Origin of the sequence: Massilia sp. Leaf139 (assembly GCF_001424165.1) — a bacterium.
Lineage (GTDB): Bacteria > Pseudomonadota > Gammaproteobacteria > Burkholderiales > Burkholderiaceae_D > Telluria.
The window spans coordinates 331,994-351,277 of the sequence record NZ_LMOJ01000023.1 but is presented as its reverse complement, the minus strand read 5'-3'; the positions used below and the strand labels follow the sequence as shown (position 1 = coordinate 351,277).

At 68.1% G+C, this 19,284-nt stretch carries 17 protein-coding genes and 1 pseudogene; 13 read left to right on the top strand and 5 right to left on the bottom strand.

The window, feature by feature from the left end:
• Positions 1-97: 97 nt before the first annotated feature.
• The 8 genes from ASF77_RS15715 (at position 98) to ASF77_RS15680 (ending at position 8,264) form a co-directional block, all read left to right on the top strand.
• The gene (locus tag ASF77_RS15715; RefSeq protein ID WP_056341278.1) at positions 98-1,969 is read left to right on the top strand and encodes an AI-2E family transporter; all 1,872 of its coding nucleotides are present in this window, start codon (positions 98-100) and stop codon (positions 1,967-1,969) included.
• Between the two features lie 42 nt (positions 1,970-2,011).
• Positions 2,012-2,665 carry an HAD hydrolase-like protein gene (locus ASF77_RS15710; protein ID WP_056341161.1) on the top strand — a complete coding sequence of 218 codons (654 nt, stop codon included), beginning with the start codon at positions 2,012-2,014 and terminating at the stop codon, positions 2,663-2,665.
• Between the two features lie 90 nt (positions 2,666-2,755).
• The gene (locus ASF77_RS15705) at positions 2,756-3,223 is read left to right on the top strand and encodes a MarR family winged helix-turn-helix transcriptional regulator (RefSeq protein WP_056341159.1); all 468 of its coding nucleotides are present in this window, start codon (positions 2,756-2,758) and stop codon (positions 3,221-3,223) included.
• On the top strand, positions 3,220-5,253 hold the full coding sequence (locus ASF77_RS15700) for an FUSC family protein (RefSeq protein WP_056341157.1): 2,034 nt from the start codon (positions 3,220-3,222) through the stop codon (positions 5,251-5,253). The genes ASF77_RS15705 and ASF77_RS15700 overlap by 4 nt, the downstream gene beginning before the upstream one ends.
• Complete coding sequence (locus ASF77_RS15695) at positions 5,253-5,465, top strand: DUF1656 domain-containing protein (RefSeq protein ID WP_056341156.1); 213 nt, start codon at positions 5,253-5,255, stop codon at positions 5,463-5,465. Before ASF77_RS15700 ends, ASF77_RS15695 begins: the two co-directional genes overlap by 1 nt.
• A complete protein-coding gene (locus ASF77_RS15690; protein WP_056341154.1) occupies positions 5,462-6,346 on the top strand; it encodes an HlyD family secretion protein in 885 nt (294 codons plus the stop codon). Before ASF77_RS15695 ends, ASF77_RS15690 begins: the two co-directional genes overlap by 4 nt.
• Positions 6,346-7,761, top strand: a complete 1,416-nt coding sequence (locus ASF77_RS15685) for an efflux transporter outer membrane subunit (protein WP_056341152.1) — start codon at positions 6,346-6,348, stop codon at positions 7,759-7,761. The genes ASF77_RS15690 and ASF77_RS15685 overlap by 1 nt, the downstream gene beginning before the upstream one ends.
• A gap of 92 nt (positions 7,762-7,853) precedes the next feature.
• Positions 7,854-8,264, top strand: a complete 411-nt coding sequence (locus ASF77_RS15680; protein ID WP_229445458.1) for a hypothetical protein — start codon at positions 7,854-7,856, stop codon at positions 8,262-8,264.
• A 61-nt stretch (positions 8,265-8,325) separates the two neighbouring features.
• Here ASF77_RS15680 and ASF77_RS15675 read toward each other — a convergent pair whose 3' ends face one another.
• The 3 genes and pseudogenes from ASF77_RS15675 to folE all read right to left on the bottom strand — a co-directional run bounded on the left by ASF77_RS15675 (position 8,326) and on the right by folE (position 10,073).
• The gene (locus ASF77_RS15675) at positions 8,326-8,931 is read right to left on the bottom strand and encodes a phosphatase PAP2 family protein (RefSeq protein WP_056341150.1); all 606 of its coding nucleotides are present in this window, start codon (positions 8,929-8,931) and stop codon (positions 8,326-8,328) included.
• A gap of 226 nt (positions 8,932-9,157) precedes the next feature.
• Positions 9,158-9,433, bottom strand: a pseudogene (locus tag ASF77_RS15670) (transposase); the annotation flags it as partial.
• Positions 9,434-9,506: 73 nt separating this feature from the next.
• Positions 9,507-10,073 (bottom strand): GTP cyclohydrolase I FolE, encoded by a 567-nt coding sequence (gene folE / locus ASF77_RS15665; protein ID WP_056341146.1) that lies wholly within the window; start codon positions 10,071-10,073, stop codon positions 9,507-9,509.
• A 146-nt stretch (positions 10,074-10,219) separates the two neighbouring features.
• Between folE and ASF77_RS15660 the strand changes: the two genes are divergently transcribed.
• Positions 10,220-11,125: a hypothetical protein gene (locus ASF77_RS15660; protein ID WP_056341144.1), complete on the top strand. Its 906-nt coding sequence runs from the start codon at positions 10,220-10,222 to the stop codon at positions 11,123-11,125.
• A gap of 102 nt (positions 11,126-11,227) precedes the next feature.
• Here ASF77_RS15660 and nudC read toward each other — a convergent pair whose 3' ends face one another.
• Positions 11,228-12,049: an NAD(+) diphosphatase gene (gene nudC / locus ASF77_RS15655; protein ID WP_082493810.1), complete on the bottom strand. Its 822-nt coding sequence runs from the start codon at positions 12,047-12,049 to the stop codon at positions 11,228-11,230.
• Between the two features lie 300 nt (positions 12,050-12,349).
• On the opposite strand from nudC, the gene ASF77_RS15650 reads away from it, so the two are divergent.
• From ASF77_RS15650 to ASF77_RS15635, 4 genes are all read left to right on the top strand, one after another.
• Positions 12,350-13,708 carry a N,N-dimethylformamidase beta subunit family domain-containing protein gene (locus tag ASF77_RS15650; protein WP_056341142.1) on the top strand — a complete coding sequence of 453 codons (1,359 nt, stop codon included), beginning with the start codon at positions 12,350-12,352 and terminating at the stop codon, positions 13,706-13,708.
• A gap of 53 nt (positions 13,709-13,761) precedes the next feature.
• Complete coding sequence (locus ASF77_RS15645) at positions 13,762-14,814, top strand: glycosyltransferase family 9 protein (RefSeq protein WP_082493809.1); 1,053 nt, start codon at positions 13,762-13,764, stop codon at positions 14,812-14,814.
• A gap of 318 nt (positions 14,815-15,132) precedes the next feature.
• The gene (locus tag ASF77_RS15640; protein WP_162244862.1) at positions 15,133-16,917 is read left to right on the top strand and encodes a glycoside hydrolase family 2 protein; all 1,785 of its coding nucleotides are present in this window, start codon (positions 15,133-15,135) and stop codon (positions 16,915-16,917) included.
• 142 nt (positions 16,918-17,059) lie between these two features.
• Positions 17,060-17,890 (top strand): AraC family transcriptional regulator, encoded by an 831-nt coding sequence (locus ASF77_RS15635; RefSeq protein ID WP_056341139.1) that lies wholly within the window; start codon positions 17,060-17,062, stop codon positions 17,888-17,890.
• Positions 17,891-17,959: 69 nt separating this feature from the next.
• On the opposite strand, the gene ASF77_RS15630 is transcribed toward ASF77_RS15635, so the two are convergent.
• Positions 17,960-19,045, bottom strand: a complete 1,086-nt coding sequence (locus tag ASF77_RS15630; protein ID WP_056341137.1) for an MFS transporter — start codon at positions 19,043-19,045, stop codon at positions 17,960-17,962.
• Between the last annotated feature and the right edge of the window lie 239 nt (positions 19,046-19,284).

Genomic DNA, 19,284 nt, shown 5'->3' with positions numbered 1-19,284 from the left:
CGTCCGCCCCGAACTGCCGGGTTGCCATTGATGCTAGACTGCTGGCGCCGGTGCCTCTGCCACGCGCCGGCGCCGGCCATCTATGGATAAGCACTTCATGCGCGAATCAAGCCTGTTCAACAACCTCACCGCCAATTCGGTCGTTACCGCTTCCTGCCTCCTCGGCTTGCTGTACTTCGGGCGCGACGTGCTCGAGCCACTGGCGCTGGCGACGATCCTGAGCCTGGTGCTGGCGCCCCTGATCCGTTCGCTGCGCCGCGTCGGCCTGCCGCGCCTGCCGGCGACCCTGGTGTCCGTCGTGCTGGCCGGCACCTGCGTGGTCGGCGTCGGCACCATCCTCGCCTTCCAGCTGGTCGCCGTGACGCGCGACCTGCCCGAATACCGCGCCGCGATCCGCTCCAAGATCGAGCGCGTGCGCGAAATCACCGAGCGCCCGTTCGCGCGCCTGGAGGCCGAACTGAGCGCCGTGGCGCCGCAATCTCCCCTGCCGCCGCCGCCGCCCGTCACCGTGCGCCGCGGCACACTGACCACGGGCGCGAACCAGCCGCTGCCGGTCGAGATCCGCGCGCCGCGCGCCACCACGCGCGACACCCTGGCGCGCCTGTTCGCGCTGGCCTGGGGGCCGATCGGAGAGACCGGCCTGGTGCTGGTGCTCTTGATCTTTATCTTGCTCGAACACGAGTCCCTGCGCGACCGCGTGATCCGCCTGGCCGGCCAGGCCGAGATCAGCCGCACGGTGCGCGCCCTGTCGGATGCGACGCGCGGCGTGTCGCGCTTCTTCCTGTCGCAGTTCGTCGTCAATCTCACCTTCGGGGCGCTGGTCGGGGTGCTGCTGTGGGCCTTCGGGGTGCCGCATGCGGTGCTGTGGGGCGCCTTGTCCGGCCTGCTGCGCTTCGTGCCCTATGTCGGCATCATGGTGGCGGGCGTGTTCATCGCGATCTTCGTCGCCGCAATCGATCCGGGCTGGACGATGGCGCTGTCCTGCCTGGCGCTGTTGCTGCTGCTGGAGCTGGTGGTGGCGCACGTGGTCGAGCCGAAGGTATACGGCCACAGCTCGGGCCTGTCTCCGCTGGCGGTAATCGTCTCGGCGCTGTTCTGGGGCGCGATGTGGGGCCCGGTCGGGCTGCTGCTCTCGACGCCGCTGACGCTGTGCCTGGTGGTGGCCGGGCGCCACGTGCGCGCGCTGGAGCCGGTAACGATCCTGCTGGGCGACGTGCCGAACGTGAACGTGGCCCAGCGCTTCTATCAGCGCGTGCTCGCAGGTGAGACACACAGTATCATTTCCGACGCACGCAGCTATCTCGACCGCCACAGCTTCGCGCGCTATTGCGACCAGATCCTGCTGCCGGGGATCTCGATGGCCGCCGCCGAACAGCGCACCGGCCAGCTGGAGAGCGCGCAGGTAGACCACGTGCGCAACACCATTGCCGACGTCGCCGCGACGCTGACGCCGGTTTCGAGCGAGCCGATGCGCAAGCGCCGGCGCGGGCGCGTGTCCCTGCTCGACGCGAATGTCGGCGCCCACCTGCGCAAGATGCGCGAAGCGCGCCTGGGCCGCTGGCAGGGATCGCTCGACGTGCCTTCGCACTCGATCGTGCTGTGTGCCGGCCTCGGCACCGAGCGCGACGATCTGCTGACCGAGCTGCTGGTGCGCTCGCTGCGCGAACTCGACGTCGACGCGCGCAGCGTCGTCATCGGCGCCGACCAGGACACGCCGGGCCCGGACAAGGCCGACCTGGTCTCGACCGTGTTCCTGATCTATCCGGTCGAATCGATGCTGGAGCAATGGCAACGCGTGGCCGACGAACTGCGCGCGGGCTTGCCGAACGCGCTGCTGGTGACGATCCGCCTGCCCTTCGGCGAGACGGCGGCCAACCAGGCGGTGGTGCAGGAACACGTTGACATGGTGCTGCGCTCGTTCGAGGAAAGCCTGGCCTTCGTGGTGCCGGAGCGCACGGGACAAGCTTGAGCGGTCATCAGGCGGTAGCTTTGCTTGTGTATCATTCCGGGCATGCGCTACCGCCTCGCCATTTTCGACTTCGACGGCACCCTGGCCGATTCGTTTCCTTTCCTGCTCAGCGTCTTCAACCGGATCGCTGACGAGCACGGCTTTCGCCGCATCGACCCGGCGCATGTGGAGCGCCTGCGCTACTTCGGCACCCGCGAGATGATGCGCCACGTCGGCATGCCGGCCTGGAAGCTGCCGCTGGCGGCCGCCAGCTTCAAGACCCTGATGCGCGAGAACGCCGGCCAGGTGCGCCTGTTTCCCCAGGTCGACCATGCATTGCGCGAGCTGGCGCGCGACCGGGTCGATCTCACCATCGTCTCCTCGAATGCCGAGGACAACGTGCGCCAGGTGCTGGGGCCGGAACTCTCTTCCCTGATCAGCCAGTACGAATGCGGCATGTCGATCTTCGGCAAGACCGCACGCATCCGCAAAGTCCTGAAACGCGCCGCCGTGACGCCCGACGCCGCGCTCTACATCGGCGACCAGGCGCTGGACGCCGAGGCCGCGCGCCGCGCGGGCGTCGCCTTTGCCGCCGTGCACTGGGGCTATGCGCCGATCGAGGTCTTGCGCAAGGTCGAGCCGGAACACGAGTTCGACGTGCCCGCCGCGCTGGCCGCGATCGCAACCCTGCGCGCCAAGCGCGCCGCCCAACCCTGATCCTCCTGTCCTGCGAAAACGGCTGCATGCCTTTCTGCGCACATTTACTTCGTATGCTAAAATTTCAGTATTAAAGTAAATCACCGCTCCATGGACACTTTCGACCAGACCCTGATCCAATTGACCGCTACATTGACCCACGCCTCGCGCGCCTATAAGGCGATGGCGGACAGGGTGGCGTCGCAGTTCAGCCTGTCGCAGGCGACGGCGCTGCCGGTGCTGATCCTCGGCCGTCTCCGCCCGGAGGGCGTGCGTCCCGGTGTGCTGGCCGAGGCCCTGGGGCTGGAACCCTCGTCGCTGGTGCGCGTGGTGGATCTCTTGATCGAGAGCGGCCTGATCGAGCGGCGCGAGGATCCGCAAGACCGCCGTGCCAAGCTGCTGCAACTGACCGACGAGGGCAGCAGCCGCGCCGCGCAGATGGAAGCGGCATTGATCCCCTTCCGCCGCAGCGTGTTCGCCGGGCTCGACCCGGCCGACATCGACGCCTGCCTGCGCGTACTGGCCAGCATCGGCGCGCGCACCGGCAAGCTCGACGCCACCGGAGAGCAGCCGGCGTGAAGCTGCCCTCGACCGACGAGGCCCTGTTTTCGCTTAAAAGTTTCGCGGCAGCGATGCTCGCGCTTTACCTGGCGATGCGCATCGGCCTGCCGCGTCCGTTCTGGGCGCTGATGACGGCGTATATCGTCGCCGCGCCCTTCGCCGGCCCGACGCGCTCGAAAGCCGTGTACCGCTTCGGCGGCACGCTGCTGGGCGCCCTGGCCACCGTCCTCATCGTGCCGTTGTTCGCGAACTCGCCCGAGCTGCTGTCGCTGGCCCTGGCGCTGTGGGTCGGCGCCTGCCTGTACGTTTCCCTGCTCGACCGCACGCCGCGCTCCTACGTACTGATGCTGGCGGGGTACACCGCCGGGCTGATCGCCTTCCCGGCCGTGCACGACCCCGGCACCATCTTCGATATTGCGCTGGCCCGGGTCGAGGAGATCCTGCTCGGCATCAGCTGCGCGACCCTGGTGCATTCGCTGGTGTTCCCGCAGGAGTTCGGGCCGGTGCTGCTGGCGCGTCTGGATCACGCGCTGCGCGACGCGCAAGCCTGGATCGGCGATGCACTGGCCCCGAATGGCGCAGTGGATGCCTCGCTCGACCGGCGCAAGCTGGCGGGCGACATCACCGAGCTGCGCATGATGGCGGTGCACCTGCCCTTCGACACCTCGCACCTGCGCTGGACGGCGAATGCGATCCACGCGCTGCAGGAGCGCCTCGCCGCCATGGTGCCGCTGCTGTCTTCCATCGAAGACCGGCTGCACGCCCTGCGCGGGGTCGATGCGTCCGCGCGCTGGGATGCGCTGCTGGCCGATATCGCGGCCTGGACGGGTACGCGCCGCGGCGAGACGCCGCAGACCACGCCGGCGGCCCTGCGCGCGGCGATCGACGCGCTGACACCCGCCGCGAGTCGCCATGCCGACTGGCGCGATCTCCTGCAGGTCAACCTGGCCGCCCGCCTGCGCGCGCTGGTCGACGTCTGCGTCGACACCCAGGCACTGCGCCGGCACATCGGCGCCGGCACGGCAGGCATGCTGCCGCAAGCGGCCTATCACCTGCCGCCCGTGAAACCGCAGGCCCTGCACCTGGATCACGGCATGGCGCTGGTGTCGGCGGCGGCGGCCGTGATCGCCACCCTGGCCGGCTGCGCCTTCTGGATCGCCACCGGCTGGCCGGCCGGCGCGGCGGTGCCGATGATGGCGGCCGTGATGTCCTGCTTCTTCGCGACCCAGGACGATCCGGTACCGTTCATTCGCGGCTTCCTGGTGTGGACGATCTATTCGGTGCCGGTCTCCGCCTTTTATCTGCTGGCGGTGCTGCCGGCGATCCACAGCTTCGAGATGCTGGTACTGGCTTGCGCGCCGGCCTTTCTGCTCCTCGGTGTGCTGATTGCACGCCCGGCCACCTTCGGCAAGGCGATGCCCTTCATGTTCGGCATCGCCGGCACCCTGGCCCTGCAGGACACCAACACGGCCGACGCCGCCTCTTTCATCAATGCGACCCTGGCGCAGCTGGCCGGCCTGGCCCTGGCCGTGCTGGTGATCGGCATGTTCCGCAGCGTTGGCGCCGCCTGGACGGCGCGGCGCCTGCTGCGCGCCGGCTGGAGAGAGTTGGCGCAGATCGGCCAGCGCAGCCCCTCGGTGCCGGAATTCTCGGCGCGCATGGTCGACCGCATCGCCCTGCTGACGCCGCGCCTGGCCCTGGCCGGCCCGCAGCAGGATTTGCAGGCGGCCGACGCTCTGGTCGACTTGCGCATCGGCCTGAACATGACGCAGTTGCGCGCCGTGGGCGCTGAACTCGGGCGCAGCCAGGCCGCGCTGGGGGCGCTGCTGGAACAGCTGGCGCGCCATTTCGCGATGCGCCCGCAGGCCGACGCGCGCGCAGACGCTCAGCTGCTCGCCGCGCTCGACAACACGCTGCGTTCGGTCAGCGCGGCCGTCGATTCGCAGGCCAGACAGACCGCGCTGGCGGCCCTGGCCGGCATCCGGCGCGACCTGTTCCCGCAGGCGGCGCCCTACGAACCCACCCCTCTGCTCGACAAGGAGACTTGATGATCGGCGAAGTCAGCCTCTACGGCATCTATTTTCCGCCGCTGCTCTTGCTGGCGCCCCTTGCCTTTGGCCTGTCTCGGCTGTGCAGCCGCGTGCTCGCGAGGGCCGGTTTCTACCGCCATGTGTGGCATCCGGCACTGTTCGATTTCTCGCTGTTCGTGATGGTACTGGGCAGCCTCGTTTATTTGGATCCAACTGGTTTTAGCGTATGAACTTCACCTATAAAAACATCGGACGCGTCGGCATCACCTTGCTGGCCACGGCCGGCGCCCTCTTCGCCGGCTGGCAGCTGTGGCGTCACTACGAAATCGAGCCCTGGACGCGCGACGGCCGTGTAAAAGCCTATGTGGTGCAGGTGGCGCCCGACGTCAGCGGCCAGGTCACCCGCGTCTTCGTGCGCGACAACCAGCAAGTGAACGCGGGCGACGTCCTGTTCGAAGTCGACCGCGCGCGTTTCGAACTGGCGCTGCGCCAAACGCAGGCGCTCGAGCAGGCCGCGCAGGCGGCGCTGAACCAGGCCCGGCGCGAAGCGCGCCGCAACGTCCAGCTGGGCGAGCTGGTGGCGCAGGAAGTGCGGGAACAAGGACAATCGCGCGTCGAGCAGGCGCAGGCGGCGCTGGCGCAGGCCGTGGTCAACCGCGACACGGCGCGCCTGAACCTGGAACGCACGCGCGTGGTGTCGGTCGTGGGCGGCGCGGTGACGAACCTGGACTTGCGCGCCGGCGCCTACGTCAGCGCCAGCCATCCGGTGCTGGCGCTGATCGACCGCGGCTCGTTTTACGTGGAAGGCTATTTCGAGGAAACCAAGCTGGGTGCGATCCACCCCGGCGATCCAGTCACCGTTTCGCTGATGGGCGCGCGCCAGCAGCTGACCGGCCACGTCGAGAGCGTCGCCGAAGGCATCGCCGACCGCGACCGCACGACGGGCACGAACATGCTGCCCAACATTAATCCGACCTTCAACTGGGTGCGCCTGGCCCAGCGCATTCCGGTGCGGGTGGCGCTCGATCCGCTGCCGAAGGACGTCCATTTGGTGGCCGGGCAGACGGCCACCGTGCAAGTGCTGCCGGCTGCGGCACGGAAGGCGTCGTGATGCGCCCGCGTTCGCTCTCCCTGGCCGCGCTGTCTCTGCTGCTGGCTGCTTGCGGCACCGTCGTCGGGCCGGATTACCGCGTGCCGGAAGGGGCTGCCGTCAAGCGGCCGGAGGCGGCCATGCCTTTCCTCGGCGCCGCCGCCACACCGTTCAGCCAGGAGGCGCTGCCAGTTGAGTGGTGGCGCCTGTACCGCGACGGCACGCTCGACGCCTTGATCGCCCAGGCGTTTACTGCCAACACCGACCTGCGCATCGCGGCCGCCAACCTGGCGCGCGCCCGCGCCGTACTGGCCGAGGCCGAACAGATGGGAAGGCCCGAGGTCGACGTCTCGGCGGCACCAGGAATCGGCCGGGCCGCGGGCGCCGGGCATACGCTGCCGGATCGGGCCAGCTACGACGCCGGCCTGCACGTGTCGTATCAGCTCGACCTGTTCGGCAAGCTCGCGCGCGCGGTCGAGGCGGCGGGCGGCGATGCGCAAGCGGCGCAGGCCGCGAGCGAGCTGGCCCGTGTGTCCGTGGCCGCCGACACCACGCGCGCCTATGCCGACGCTTGTGCGGCCGGCCAGCAAATCGCGATCGCGCGCCAGTCGCTGGCCTTGCAGGATCGATTCGTCCGCTCCACCGCGCAACGCGTCGCAGCCGGGCGCGGTACGGCCCTCGATAACAGCCGCGCCCGCGGCCAGCTCGAACAGCTGCGCGCCGCCGTGCCACCGCTGGAAGCCCAGCGTCGCAGCGCCCTCTACCGTCTAGCCGCGCTGCTGGGGGAGACGCCCTCGCGCTTCCCGCCGGCGCTGGCGCAATGCGAACGCGTGCCGCAACTGGCGGCCGCGATTCCCGTCGGCGACGGCGCCGCGCTGCTGCGCCGCCGGCCCGACATCCGTCAGGCCGAACGCCAGCTGGCGGCCGCCACGGCGCGCATCGGCGTGGCGACCGCCGAACTCTATCCGCAGGTCAGCCTGGGCCTGTCGGCGGGCAGCACCGGGGCGCTATCCGGATTCGGGGCGGGCGAGACCCTGCGCTACAGCCTCGGCCCCTTGATCGCGTGGTCGCTGCCGTCTACCAGCACGGCGCGCGCCCACATCGCCCAGGCGGAGGCGGGGACGGCGGCGGCGCTGGCGCGTTTCGACGGTGTCGTGCTGAACGCGCTGCGCGAAACAGAGACGGCACTGACGAGCTATGCCCGCGAGCTCGACCGCCATGCGGCACTGACGGCGGCGCGCGACCAGAGCGCCCTTGCCTCCACACAGGCGGCCCGGTTGTACCGCGTCGGCCGCACCGACTTCTTGAGCACGCTCGACGCCGAACGCACGCTGGCGGCGAACGAGGCGGCCGTGGCGGCGTCAAACGCCAAGCTGGCGACGGATCAGATCAATCTGTTCCTGGCGCTGGGCGGCGGCTGGGAAACGAAGCGATAAGGACGCGGCCCTGCACAGTTGCATGCGCAGAAAGCCGCGTTCTATACTGCCCACGGCGCGCTTATCGTCGCGCCGCAACCTGGAACCCCTGCATGCGCAAATTACTTCTGCTCGCTCCCCTGCTGCTCGCCGGCTGCGTCGACGATTCGGCCAGCTATACCATCGACGGTAACCAGCACGCACTGACGGTGCGCGCGCTGCAGGAGTATTTCTGGAAGAAGGAAGTCACGCTCGATGTGCTGGCCTCGCGCATGCCGGACTGCCAGCGCCGCATTCCGCTCGGCACCTTGCCGATGGCGGACGTGGAGATCGAGCTGTTTGAATCGGGCGAGAACGTCTATACGCTGCGCGCCGGAGACTTGTCCTGGCGCGTGGAAACGAATACTTGCAGCGAGCTGGAAGCGCCGGAACAGGTGACGGGCAAGCCGCTCGGCCTGTTCCACCTCGACGAGAAGGGGGAACTCGTGTTCGAGAAGGCGGAGCCGGAAACCCCGCAGAACTGACTAGAGCGCCTGACATGAGCGCCAGGGCAAGGCGCAGCCATGGTGCTTATCTTAGGTACGCCTAGGGCCGCAGCCAGCCGCGCGCGATCGGCGCGGCCAGCACGCGCCGGTAGACGGCCTGCATCGCCGCCACCAGCAAGGCCGCCGGCACCTGGCCGGCGCGGGTGTACAGCAGCAGCGCCGCCAGGGTCGAGACGAGGAAGGCGCAGACCATGTCGAGCGGCCAGTGCACGCCGAGGAAGACGCGGGCCCAGGCCACGACCACGCCCAGCGCCAGCAAGAGGGCACCGAAGCGGCGCGCCTCGCGCAGCCGGCTCAGCATCAAGGCCAGCGCCACCGAGAACATGCTGGTCGCGTGGTCGCTGGGGAAGGAGCTGTCCGGCGCATGGTGCAGGAAGTTCTGGCCGATCTCGAGCATGAAGGGGCGCGGATGGAACCACATCAAGCCGATGAGTTTGCTCATGGTGAGCGCCACGACCGCCGCCAGGAAGGCGTGCACGGCCGCTTCGCGCTGCTCACCACCCTGCGTCCACATCAGCACCAGGCCGACCGGCACCACCAGGATCACCCATTCGGCGGCGAAGATCGCCCCGTGCAGGCGCCAGCCGTCCAGGTCGGGCGCGGCATTCAACAGGGAAAACAGGAAGAGGTTCAGGTGGTCGAACATGGCGCCGGGATGAAAAAATGACAATATCCCAGCTTAGCCCAGCCGTATGGCATGCACGATTCGAAATCGCAACAGATTGTGACAAGACGGTGTTCAGCTCGACGGACATCTGTTCAAGATCAGCCGGCTTCATCGCGCAGACGGAACTTTTTGCGGAAGCGTCGCACAAAGGCCACCGCTAGCGCGGCCGCAATAGGCGCTGCAACTGCGCCAGCTCGGTATCGCGTCCCAGTTTGTCGAGGGTCTGTTCGAGCAGCGTGCGTTCGCCGTCGCGCAGCATCGTCCACTGCGTGAAATATTCGTGCACGGTGCGCCAGGGCGGGAAGTCGCGCGGCAGGCTGCGCCAGGCGGCCCCCGTGTGCAGGAAGTACAGCACCGCGCAATACACGTCGTAGAGGTCGTGCTTGCGCGGGCGCGTCTTGCGGCGCGCCGCCTCGAGCATGTCGCGCACGAGATTGAATTGCTCGCGCCCGATATCGCTGGGGAATGCGGGCCTGGTCATGTCGTTCTCCCCCAAATTAGCTTTGAGGGGGAAGTTCCGGAACAGGTTCCCGAGGGGTGTTACTGGCGGTAGCTCAATCCCTGGCCAGCGCCAGGAATTCAGTGCGCAATGCTAAATTCGGCTGCAACTCTCCCAGCATGCAGGAGGTGATCGTTTCTTCGCCCTGCGTGCGGATGCCGCGGCTTTCCATGCACATGTGGCGGCATTTCACGACCACGCCCACTGCCTTCGGCTCCAGCACTTCCATCAGCGCGTTGGCGATCTGCATCGTCATGCGTTCCTGCACCTGCAGGCGCTTGGAGAAGATGTCGACCAGGCGGGTCAGCTTCGACAGGCCGACGATTTTGCCGTTCGGCAGATAGCCGACGGTGGCCTTGCCGAAGAAGGGCGCCAAGTGGTGCTCGCAGTGGCTGTACACGGGGATGCCGCGCACCACGATCAGTTCGTTGTACTGCTCCGCGCCGTCCTCGAAGGCCTTCAGCACCGACACCGGATCCTGGCCGTAGCCCGAGGTCCAGTGCTTCCAGGCTTTACTCACGCGCGCAGGCGTTTCGTGCAGGCCGGGACGGTTCGGATCCTCACCGAGGCTGGCCAGCAGGCGGCGCCAGTCGTGTTCGGTGAATTCATCATTGTGAGACATAGGAAACCCTAAAAATACGATTGCCGTCAGTATATAGAAAATGGGCCGGGCCCACCGGAGGGCTGCTGTTTTCTTGAGCAAACCAGACTCATCTGTTGCAGGGATGCGCTAGCGTGGATCGGTACTTCACCCTACGGAGGCGGCCTATGTTCGGAAGCTCGGTACTGGAACTGGCAATCGGTTTGACGTTTTGTTACGGCACGGTGGCGCTGATCGTGGCGACCGTGCAGGAAGCGCTGGCGGCGGCCTTCCGCCTGCGTGCCAACACCCTGCTGGCAGGGATCAAAAGCATGCTCAACGATCCGCGCTTCACCGCGCTGGCGCAAATGGTGTATGCGCACCCGCTGGTCAATCCGCACAGCGACGGCAAGGTCGCCGACGAGCGCGCACTCGCGACGCGGCCATCCTATATCGAACCGGGTTACTTCGCGATCGCCCTGATCGACAGCATCCAGCAGGTGCCGGGCAATTTCGCCCGTCTCGGCGCCGACATCGACGCCGTCGCCGATCCGCAGGTGCGGCGCGCGCTGCAGGGGTTGTATGCGCGCGCCGGCGGCGACCTCGAGCGCTTCCAGCGCCTGATCGCCGGCTGGTTCGACAATGCGATGCAGCGCCTGTCGGGCAACTACAAACGGCGCCAGCTGCTGATCTCCTTCCTGATCTCGCTGCTGCTGGCCATCCTGTTCAACATCGACAGCATCGCCCTGTTCCGCACCCTGTGGCAGCAGCCGCAGCTGGCGGCCCACATCGGCGCCGCCCCGACGGCGCTCGACGCCGAGACCCTGCGCCAGCTGTGGGCGCTGCCGATCGGCTGGACGAGTTTTCCGCCCGTGCTCGACACCGCTTTTGCCCTGCAGGCGGCCGGCTGGATCGTGACCGCCTCGACGACGCTGTTCGGCGCGCCCTTCTGGTTCGACCTGCTGCAGCGCGCGGTGCAGTTGCGCAGCACCGGCACCCGGCCCGACGCCGGCGTGCAGGTGCAGGTGGCGGCCAGCCAGGACAGCACGGCCGCGGCGATCGAGGTGCGGACGACGCCGGCGCTGCCGAACTAACCAGCTAACTAACAGGCGCCTGAGAAGTCCCCAGGGCAAGGCACATCGTCGAAGACAGTACGCTAGTACGGCGAGACGAGGCAACGCCGCCATGGGGGCTTATCAGGCGCCCGGCGGCCGGTGCGCGTCGACGAGCACACTCGACACCGAAATGTGCGGCACGCGCTCCGGCCATTCGTCATCCGGCCCGAACCAGCGCGCCTCGGCAATCTCGCTGGTGTCGAGGCGAATCTCGCCGCCGGCGTAATCGGCCGTAAAGGCGATCATCAGGGAATGCGGGAAGGGCCAGGACTGGCTCGCGAAATAGCGCAGGTTCGTCACCCGCAGCCCCACCTCTTCATACACTTCGCGGTGGATCGCTTCCTCGATCGATTCGCCCGCCTCCAGGAAGCCGGCCAGCGGCGTGAAGCGCTTCGTCGGCGAGGCGACGTGCAGCGCCATCAGGTAGGCGTCGTCCTTGCGGATCAAGACCATCATCGCCGGTGAGATCCGCGGATAGGCGAGATGGCCGCAGGCGCCGCATTTGAAGCTGCGCTCGTGCGCCACGCGCGCCATCGGCTGGCCGCAGGCGCCGCAGAAGCGATGGGTACGCGCCCATTCCGCGATCTGCGCCGCGCGCCCGGCCACACCCACGATCGCCTCGTCGGCCTCGGAAAACAGCAGCGTGCGCAGGCCGCGCCAGGCATATCCCGCAGGCGTCTCCTCGCTGTCGAGCCAGCCGGCCTGGCAATAGCGCTCGCCCAGCAGGCCGACCGGCTGCAGGTGGGATGGCGCGATGTCGAGCCCGGACAGCGTGGCGGCGTCGGGCAGGGCGAAATCGTGTTCGCGTACCAGCACGCGTCCGCCGTGGAAGAGGAAAATCAATGGATCCGCATGGTCTTGCGGGGCCATCAGGGGCGTGAAGGTCGAAGGCGTTTTCAGCATCGTCGGGTCGCGTTGAAAGTGGATCGTCCATCATACCGCGAGCCGCGCCGCCGTGGTCTACACCGGACTGCTGACCTTGCCACATCACCTCAGACCATAAATCCCTCTCCAGGTTTCCTGATTCTTCCCTTCTCCAGACCTGCATCAGCCGCGTCGGGCGGGCCGAACTAACGACAGCTCATCCTGCTCAAAGATGAACTGGATCAGCCCAGCGCCGCGTCAGCAACAGGAGAAGACGATGAACGATGATCCCGTCGTGCCCGGCACCTGCGATGCGTTGTCCTCCCTGCGGGAGCCGGCATGATCCGCGCCTATCCCGGCCGCGCCAGCGTGCTGCCCGGCGAACGCCTGCTGCTGCACGTGGCGACCGACAGCCGCCGCTTCCGCGTTCACTTCTACCGCTGGCACGATGGCTTCGAGGCGCTGCACAGCTCGCCCTGGCTGCCCGGCGAACGCGCGCGTGAGCGCGGCGCCGGCGACGACTGGGACTGGCCGCCCTACGGGTTTTCCGTGCCGACGCACTGGCCGTCCGGCGTCTACATCGCCCACCTGGAGGAAGCCGAAAGTAAACGGCCGCTGTCGCTGTCGCTCGATTCCGCCGCCGCCCTGTTCGTGGTGCGCGGCGAACGCCGCGGCGGCATGCTGTATAAACTGCCGCTGGCAACCTGGCATGCCTACAACCTGAGCGGCGGCGCCTGCTTTCACCATCGAGCGCCGGCCTCGATCGACCCGCCCGGCGCACGCGTGTCGCTGCAGCGTCCTGGCGGCGGCATCGGCGGCCCCACCTGGGGCGCGCCCGACCATTACGACCCGACGTCACCGCGCCACAGTTTCGCCCATTGGGATGCGCGCTTCATCCACTGGCTGGCGCGCCAGGGCTATACGCCGGAATTCTGCACCGACCTCGACCTGCATGCCGATCCCGCACTGCTGCTGCGCTACCGCCTGCTGGTCGGCGCGGGGCAGGACGCCTACTGGACGGAGGCGGGACGCGCCGCGGTCGAGGATTTCGTCGCCGCCGGCGGCAACGCCGCCTGGTTCTGCGCCAGGCTGTGCTGCTGGCGCGTGCACCTGGTGGGCGGCGGGCGCTTCCTCGTCTGCCACCAGGGCGAGCGGCGCGCGGCGTTTGATCGCTGGTGGCCGGCCAGCGGCGCCGGACGGCCCGAAGACCGCATCACCGGCGCCAGCCACCGCCACGGCGGCAGCTGGTGGGACGGCGCGCGCGTGTCTGCAGGCTTCGTCGTCCAGCGTCCCGCGCACTGGGTATTCACGGGCACCGGCCTGGCGCAGGGCGAGGCCTTCGGCGCCGACACCTGGCCGCCGCTGGCCGGCTGCGCATGCGACGGCGCGCCGCTCGACGCCTTCGACCACGAGAACGGCACGGCGCTGCTGTCGGCCTGGGCCGACGAAACCGGCACGCCCGCGGGCTACCAGCTGCTGGCCGCCTGCCCGCTCGACGCCCGCTGGCAGTCCTTGCCGGCGCGCGAACGCCATGCAGCCGGCGAGGGCATGCACGCGGCGACGCTCGGCCTGTTCGAAGGCGGCGGCACCGTGTTCTCGGCCGGTACCAGCGACTGGGCGCAGGTCTTGGCCGACGGCCGCGACCGCAGCGTCGAGCGCATCACCCGCAACGTCCTCGACCGCCTGCTGCTGCATTGATGTCCCATGACGGCCCCTTGCCCGCTGCATTCCTGATACCCATGGAGGAAACTGTGTCCCGGCGTCCGCTTTTCCACCGACTCGACATCGCATCCGTTGTCGTCTTCCGCGCGCTGCACCTGGGCGACATGCTGTGCGCCGTTCCGGCCCTGCGCGCATTGCGCACGGCGCTGCCGAAGGCGCGCATCACGCTCGTCGGCCTGCCCTGGGCGCGCCAGTTCGCGCGCCGCTTCCACCATTACATCGACGACTTCGTGCCCTTTCCCGGCCATCCGCTGCTGCCCGAGCAGGAAACCCGCCACGAAGAGCTGACGCCCTTCTATGCCGGCCTGTGCGCGCGCCGCTTCACGCTGGCGCTGCAGTTGCACGGCAATGGCGCCGTCACCAACGAGATCGTGGCCGGCTTTGGCGCCCAGGCCATGGCCGGCTACTGCGCGGGCAAGGCGGTCGACACCGAACGCACGGTGCTGTTCCCGTATCCCGAAGTGGGCGCCGAGCCCGACCGGCTGCTGCGCCTGGTCGAGCGGCTGGGCGCCAGTGCCGCCGGCGACTATCTCGAATTTCCTGTGGCGCCGGAAGACCGGCAAGAACTCGAAGCGAGCGGCATCGCCGCCGGCCTCGAACCCGGCAATTACATCTGCGTGCACCCCGGCGCCAGGAAGCGCGACAAGCGCTGGCCGCCACAGCGCTTCGCCGAAGTGGCCGACCGCCTGGCTGCCGAATTCGGCGTCGGCGTGGTGCTGACCGGCTCGCCCGACGAGGCCGAGCTGGTGCGGGAAACGGCCAGCCACATGCAGGCGCGCGCGATCAATGCCGCCGCTCCCATCTCGATCGGGGCCATGGCGGCGCTGATGAAGAATGCGCGTCTGCTGGTCTGCAACGACACGGGCGTGTCGCATATCGCGGCCGGCCTGCGCTTGAAGAGCGTGGTCATTTTCAGCCGCACCGACATCGCGCGCTGGGCGCCGCTCGACCGCGACAAGCACCGCTGCATCTGGGATCCCGACGCCCAGCGCACCGGGGCCGTGCTGCAGCACGCGCGCGCCCTGCTCGCCGGTACCGACCCGAACCGGCAGCGCCGGGCCGGTTTGTGGCCGTACTTTTAGCGGCCCGGCCACCGCTGTCTGCTCCGCGCCACAGGCGACAAAAATATCCACGCCGCCGCCCCGGTCATGCACGGGGCATGGCGCTGCCGCGCGCATCGGATCGCGCTTCACCGGCAGGTGCAGGATGACGGCACGATGGGCGCCGATCGCACGCAGATCGGGCGCAATGCACACCCACCGGCGCAGCGTGTTTTCGATGGTGCGCGCGTCGCGAGCAAGCCCGCGGGGGGCTTGAATTCCGGCTGCGCTTCGGGTGTACACTTTATTCGAGCGCACACCAAACAGCCGTCCCCTCCCCCACTCGGTTCCACCCACATCATGCGCAGCTACGACACCTTCGATACTCCCCATCCGCGTCCGCAGATGGTGCGCCAGCATTGGGCCAGCCTCGACGGCTGGTGGGAGTTCGCCTTCGACGACGCCAACGCCGGCCTGTCCGAGCGCTGGTTCGACGGGCGCGAACTGCCCCAGCGGATCCTGGTGCCCTTCCCCTATCAATCCACGACCTCCGGCATCGGCAGCCGCGAGATCCACGAGGTCATGTGGTATAGCCGCAGCGTCGAGATTCCCGAGGGCTGGGACAGCGGCGCGCTGCTGCTGCATTTCGGCGCCGTCGACTACCGCGCCGACGTCTGGGTCAACGGCCGCGTGGCGGGCCGCAACCGCGGCGGCCACGTCCCCTTCTCGTTCGACATCGCGCCCTACTTGAAGCCTGGCATCAACCGCATCACGGTGCGCGCCGAGGATCGCCAGGATCCATACCAGCCGCGCGGCAAGCAGTCCGCGTCGGGCACGCCGGTGCGCATCTACTATTACTGCACCAGCGGGATCTGGCAGAACGTCTGGCTCGAACCGGTGTCGGCGCTGCGCATCGACTACCTCAGCATGGTCGAGACCCGGCCCGACGGCACGCTGGCGCTGAACGTGCACCTGCACGGTCCTTCGAACGATTGGGAAGCCGAGCTCGACGTGCTGGACGGACTCGACTCCGACCACATCTGCGCCGGGGCGCGCAGCGCCAGCCGCAGCGCCTGCCTCGCACTGCGCACCCAGGTGCCGGATCCGCGCCCCTGGTCGCCGCGCGACCCGCACCTGTATAAGCTGCGGGTGCGCCTGCTGCACCGCGGCCAGCTGGTCGACAGCGTCGAATCGTATGCCGGCCTGCGCTCGATCGAATTGAAGGACGGCTGGTTCCACCTGAACGGCGAGCGCATCTTCCTGCTGATGGCGCTCGACCAGGGCTACTGGCCCGACACCCTGCTGGCCGCGCCGAACGACGAGGCGCTGCGCGACGACGTTCTGTGGGCCAAGCGCTTCGGCTTCAACGGCGTGCGCAAGCACCAGAAGATCGAGCACGAGCGCTGGCTCTACTGGTGCGACCGGCTCGGCCTGATGGTGTGGGAAGAGATGCCGAATGCGCGCTCGTGGTCGGAGGAGTCCGAAGAGCGCCTCGAGATCGAGTGGCTGCGCGCCGTCACGCGCGACGCCAACCATCCGTCGATCGTGGCCTGGGTGCCGGTGGTGGAAAGCTTCGGTTTTCCGGAACTGGTGCGCCATCCGCACCAGCACGATTTCCTGGAACGGATGGTGGCGCGCACGCGTCTGGTCGACTCGACCCGCCCCGTCGTCGACAACGACGGCTGGCAGCACACCGACGTCACCGACGTCTGCACCATCCACGACTATTCCCACCCGGTCGAGAAACTGCTGGAACGCTATGCCGGCACCCTGCAGACGGGGCTGCCGCCGACCGCCACCTGGGTCAAGGGCCGCGACCTGTTCCTGGCGGGGACGCAGTACCGCGGCCAGCCGATCGTGTTTTCCGAAGTCGGCGGCTACCTGATGGCGCCAGACCGGCCGGAACGGCGGCGCGACCGCCTCTACGACCACTACGGCAATGTGCGCAACGAGGACGAGCTGGCCCAGCGCTACTGCCGGCTGATGGAAGGCCTGGCCTCGCTGCCCTTCCTCGCCGGCCTGTGCTACACCCAGCTGACCGACGTCGAGCACGAGCAGAACGGCCTGTTGACGGCCGCGCGCGTGCCGCGCCTGCCGCCGGAACAGGTCGCGGCCCTGCACGCCCGGCTCTGGCCAAACGCCTGAACCGCCGCCGCGCCGGCCGGGTTCGTCAACTCGGCCGGCGCACAGCGCCTTTTGGGCGCACCCCTCAACAATTTCGTCAATTCACTTCTCAAAAGTTTGCAGATCGTCCAGAATAGGCTGCCAATCCTCAAGAATGGAGTTTATGGACAAGATCTCGTCGCTGGTCGGACGCTATTCGTTTCGTGCCCGCGTGTTCTTCAACGGCGTGTTCTGCGATTCGAATGCCTTTGCGGAAGACAAGACGGCCGGCCAGCTGCACCTGGTGCGCAGCGGCCCGGTCGTGTTCCGCCACGAGGGTGCGCCGGCGCTGCGGGTGACCCAGCCGGCGATGGTGTTTTATCCGCGCGGTACGGCCCATGTACTGGAGATCCCCGACGGCGCCAGCGCCACCCTGCTGTGCGCCCACATCTGCTTCGAGGACGGCGGCGCCAATCCGCTCGCGCGCGCCTTGCCTACTTGCCTGTATCAGCCGCTGGCCGGCATGCCTGCGCTGGCGCACACGCTGGAATTGCTGTTCGCGGAAGCGGCCGGCAAGGCGCAGGGACGCGACGTCATCCTCGACCGCCTGTGCGACGTGCTGATGATCCAGGTGCTGCGCCACGAATTCGAAAGCGGCACCTTGTCGGTCGGCCTGCTGGCCGGACTGGCCGACCGCCAGCTGGCGCCGGCGCTGGGCGCGATCCACGCGCGTCCGCATGAACCCTGGCAGCTTGAGACGCTCGCGCGCGAAGCCTGCATGTCGCGCGCCCGCTTTACCGAACACTTCAGGAACGTGGTCGGCATGCCGCCCGGCGAATACCTGACGCGCTGGCGCATCGGCATGGCGCAGGATTTGTTGCGCAAGGGGATGCCGGTGAAGGTGGTCAGCAGCCAGGCCGGCTATACCAGCGCGCCCGCTTTTACGCGGGCATTCACGGCCCTGGTAGGGGTCTCGCCACGGCAGTGGCTGAAGGAGGGTGTGCCGGCCATGTGAGCGGCACCCTCAAAAAAAACGCCGGCATCAGCCGGCGTCGAATCTACTGCGGGGAAAACGGCGAACCGATTACTTCAGCAGGCGGGTACGGCTGGCAACGAAGGCGATGACCAGCGACAGGCCGCCGACATAAGCGATCGCCATTTGCATGCCGACGTGGTGGGCGATGGCGCCGATCACCGGCGGGCCCATCAGGGTGCCGCTGTAGGCCATGCTGGCGACACCGGCCAGGGCGACCGGGCCCTGAGCGCCGGCGGCGCTGAACACGAACGGGAACAGCAGCGACAGGCCGAGGCCGGCGACCGCGAAGCCGCCCAGGGCGACATAGGCGTTCGGCGACAGCACCGCGAAGAACAGGCCGGCGCTCGACACCAGGGCGCCGGTCGTCACCAGGCGCTGGGCGCCAAAGCGGGCCTTCAGTTTGTCGCCGACCAGGCGCGAGATCAGCATCATGGCCGAGAAGCAGGTCAGGGCCAGTGGCGCCAGGCCGTCGGTCGCACCGAAATGCTCTTTGAGGAACACGCCGCTCCAGTCGGCGATGCTGCCTTCCGACATCGAACCCAGGAAGCCCAGCAGGCCCAGCAGTGCCATCGGACCGCGCGGCAGTGCGAACTTCTTCTTTTCGACCTTCTCGACCGCATCATCGGCGTCGAGCATGGTGTAGGCGCCGTACAGGGCCATGGCCAGCGGAATCGCAACCATCACGAAGTGGGTGGCCGGAGCGATCTTCAGGCTGCCCATCAGGCTGCCCAGGGTTGCGCCGACCAGGCCGCCTGCGCAGGCCAGGCCGTGCAGCATCGACATTTCCGACTTGCCCGTCTGCTTTTCGCGCTTCGCAGCGGCGGCGTTCATGGCCACGTCGTAGGTGCTGGCGGTGATGCCGAGCATCAGCACAGCCATCATCAGGCGCGACACGGTCGGCGCCATGCCGATCGAGACCAGCACGCACAGCAGGGCCAGGCCCGAGATCAGCAGGGATTTGCGGGCACCGAACTTGCCCATCAGGAAGGACGAGACCGGGAAGGACATCAGGGCGCCAACGCCGCCGCACAGCAGCACCATCGACAGGGCCGAGTGCGAAACGCGCACGCCTTCTGCCAGGGCTGGAATGCGGCCGGCCCACGAACCCATGATCACGCCGAACAGGGCGAACATGACAGGCAGGGCATATTGTTGGGCCTGTGCGAAAACCGAGCTGCGCGACGACGAGATCGGGGCGGAAACTGCAGAAACGGTGGTGTGCATTATGTCTGAATCAAAGTGAAACAAAGCCTGCTGTTCAGTTGCTGTCCGAGAGGCTCCACTCTTCGATACAGCGCCCGTTCGGTGGCGTCTTTGCGACTGCTCTGCCGTTCGTAACCGACTGCTAACAGGGGTTTAAAAACAAACGCCAA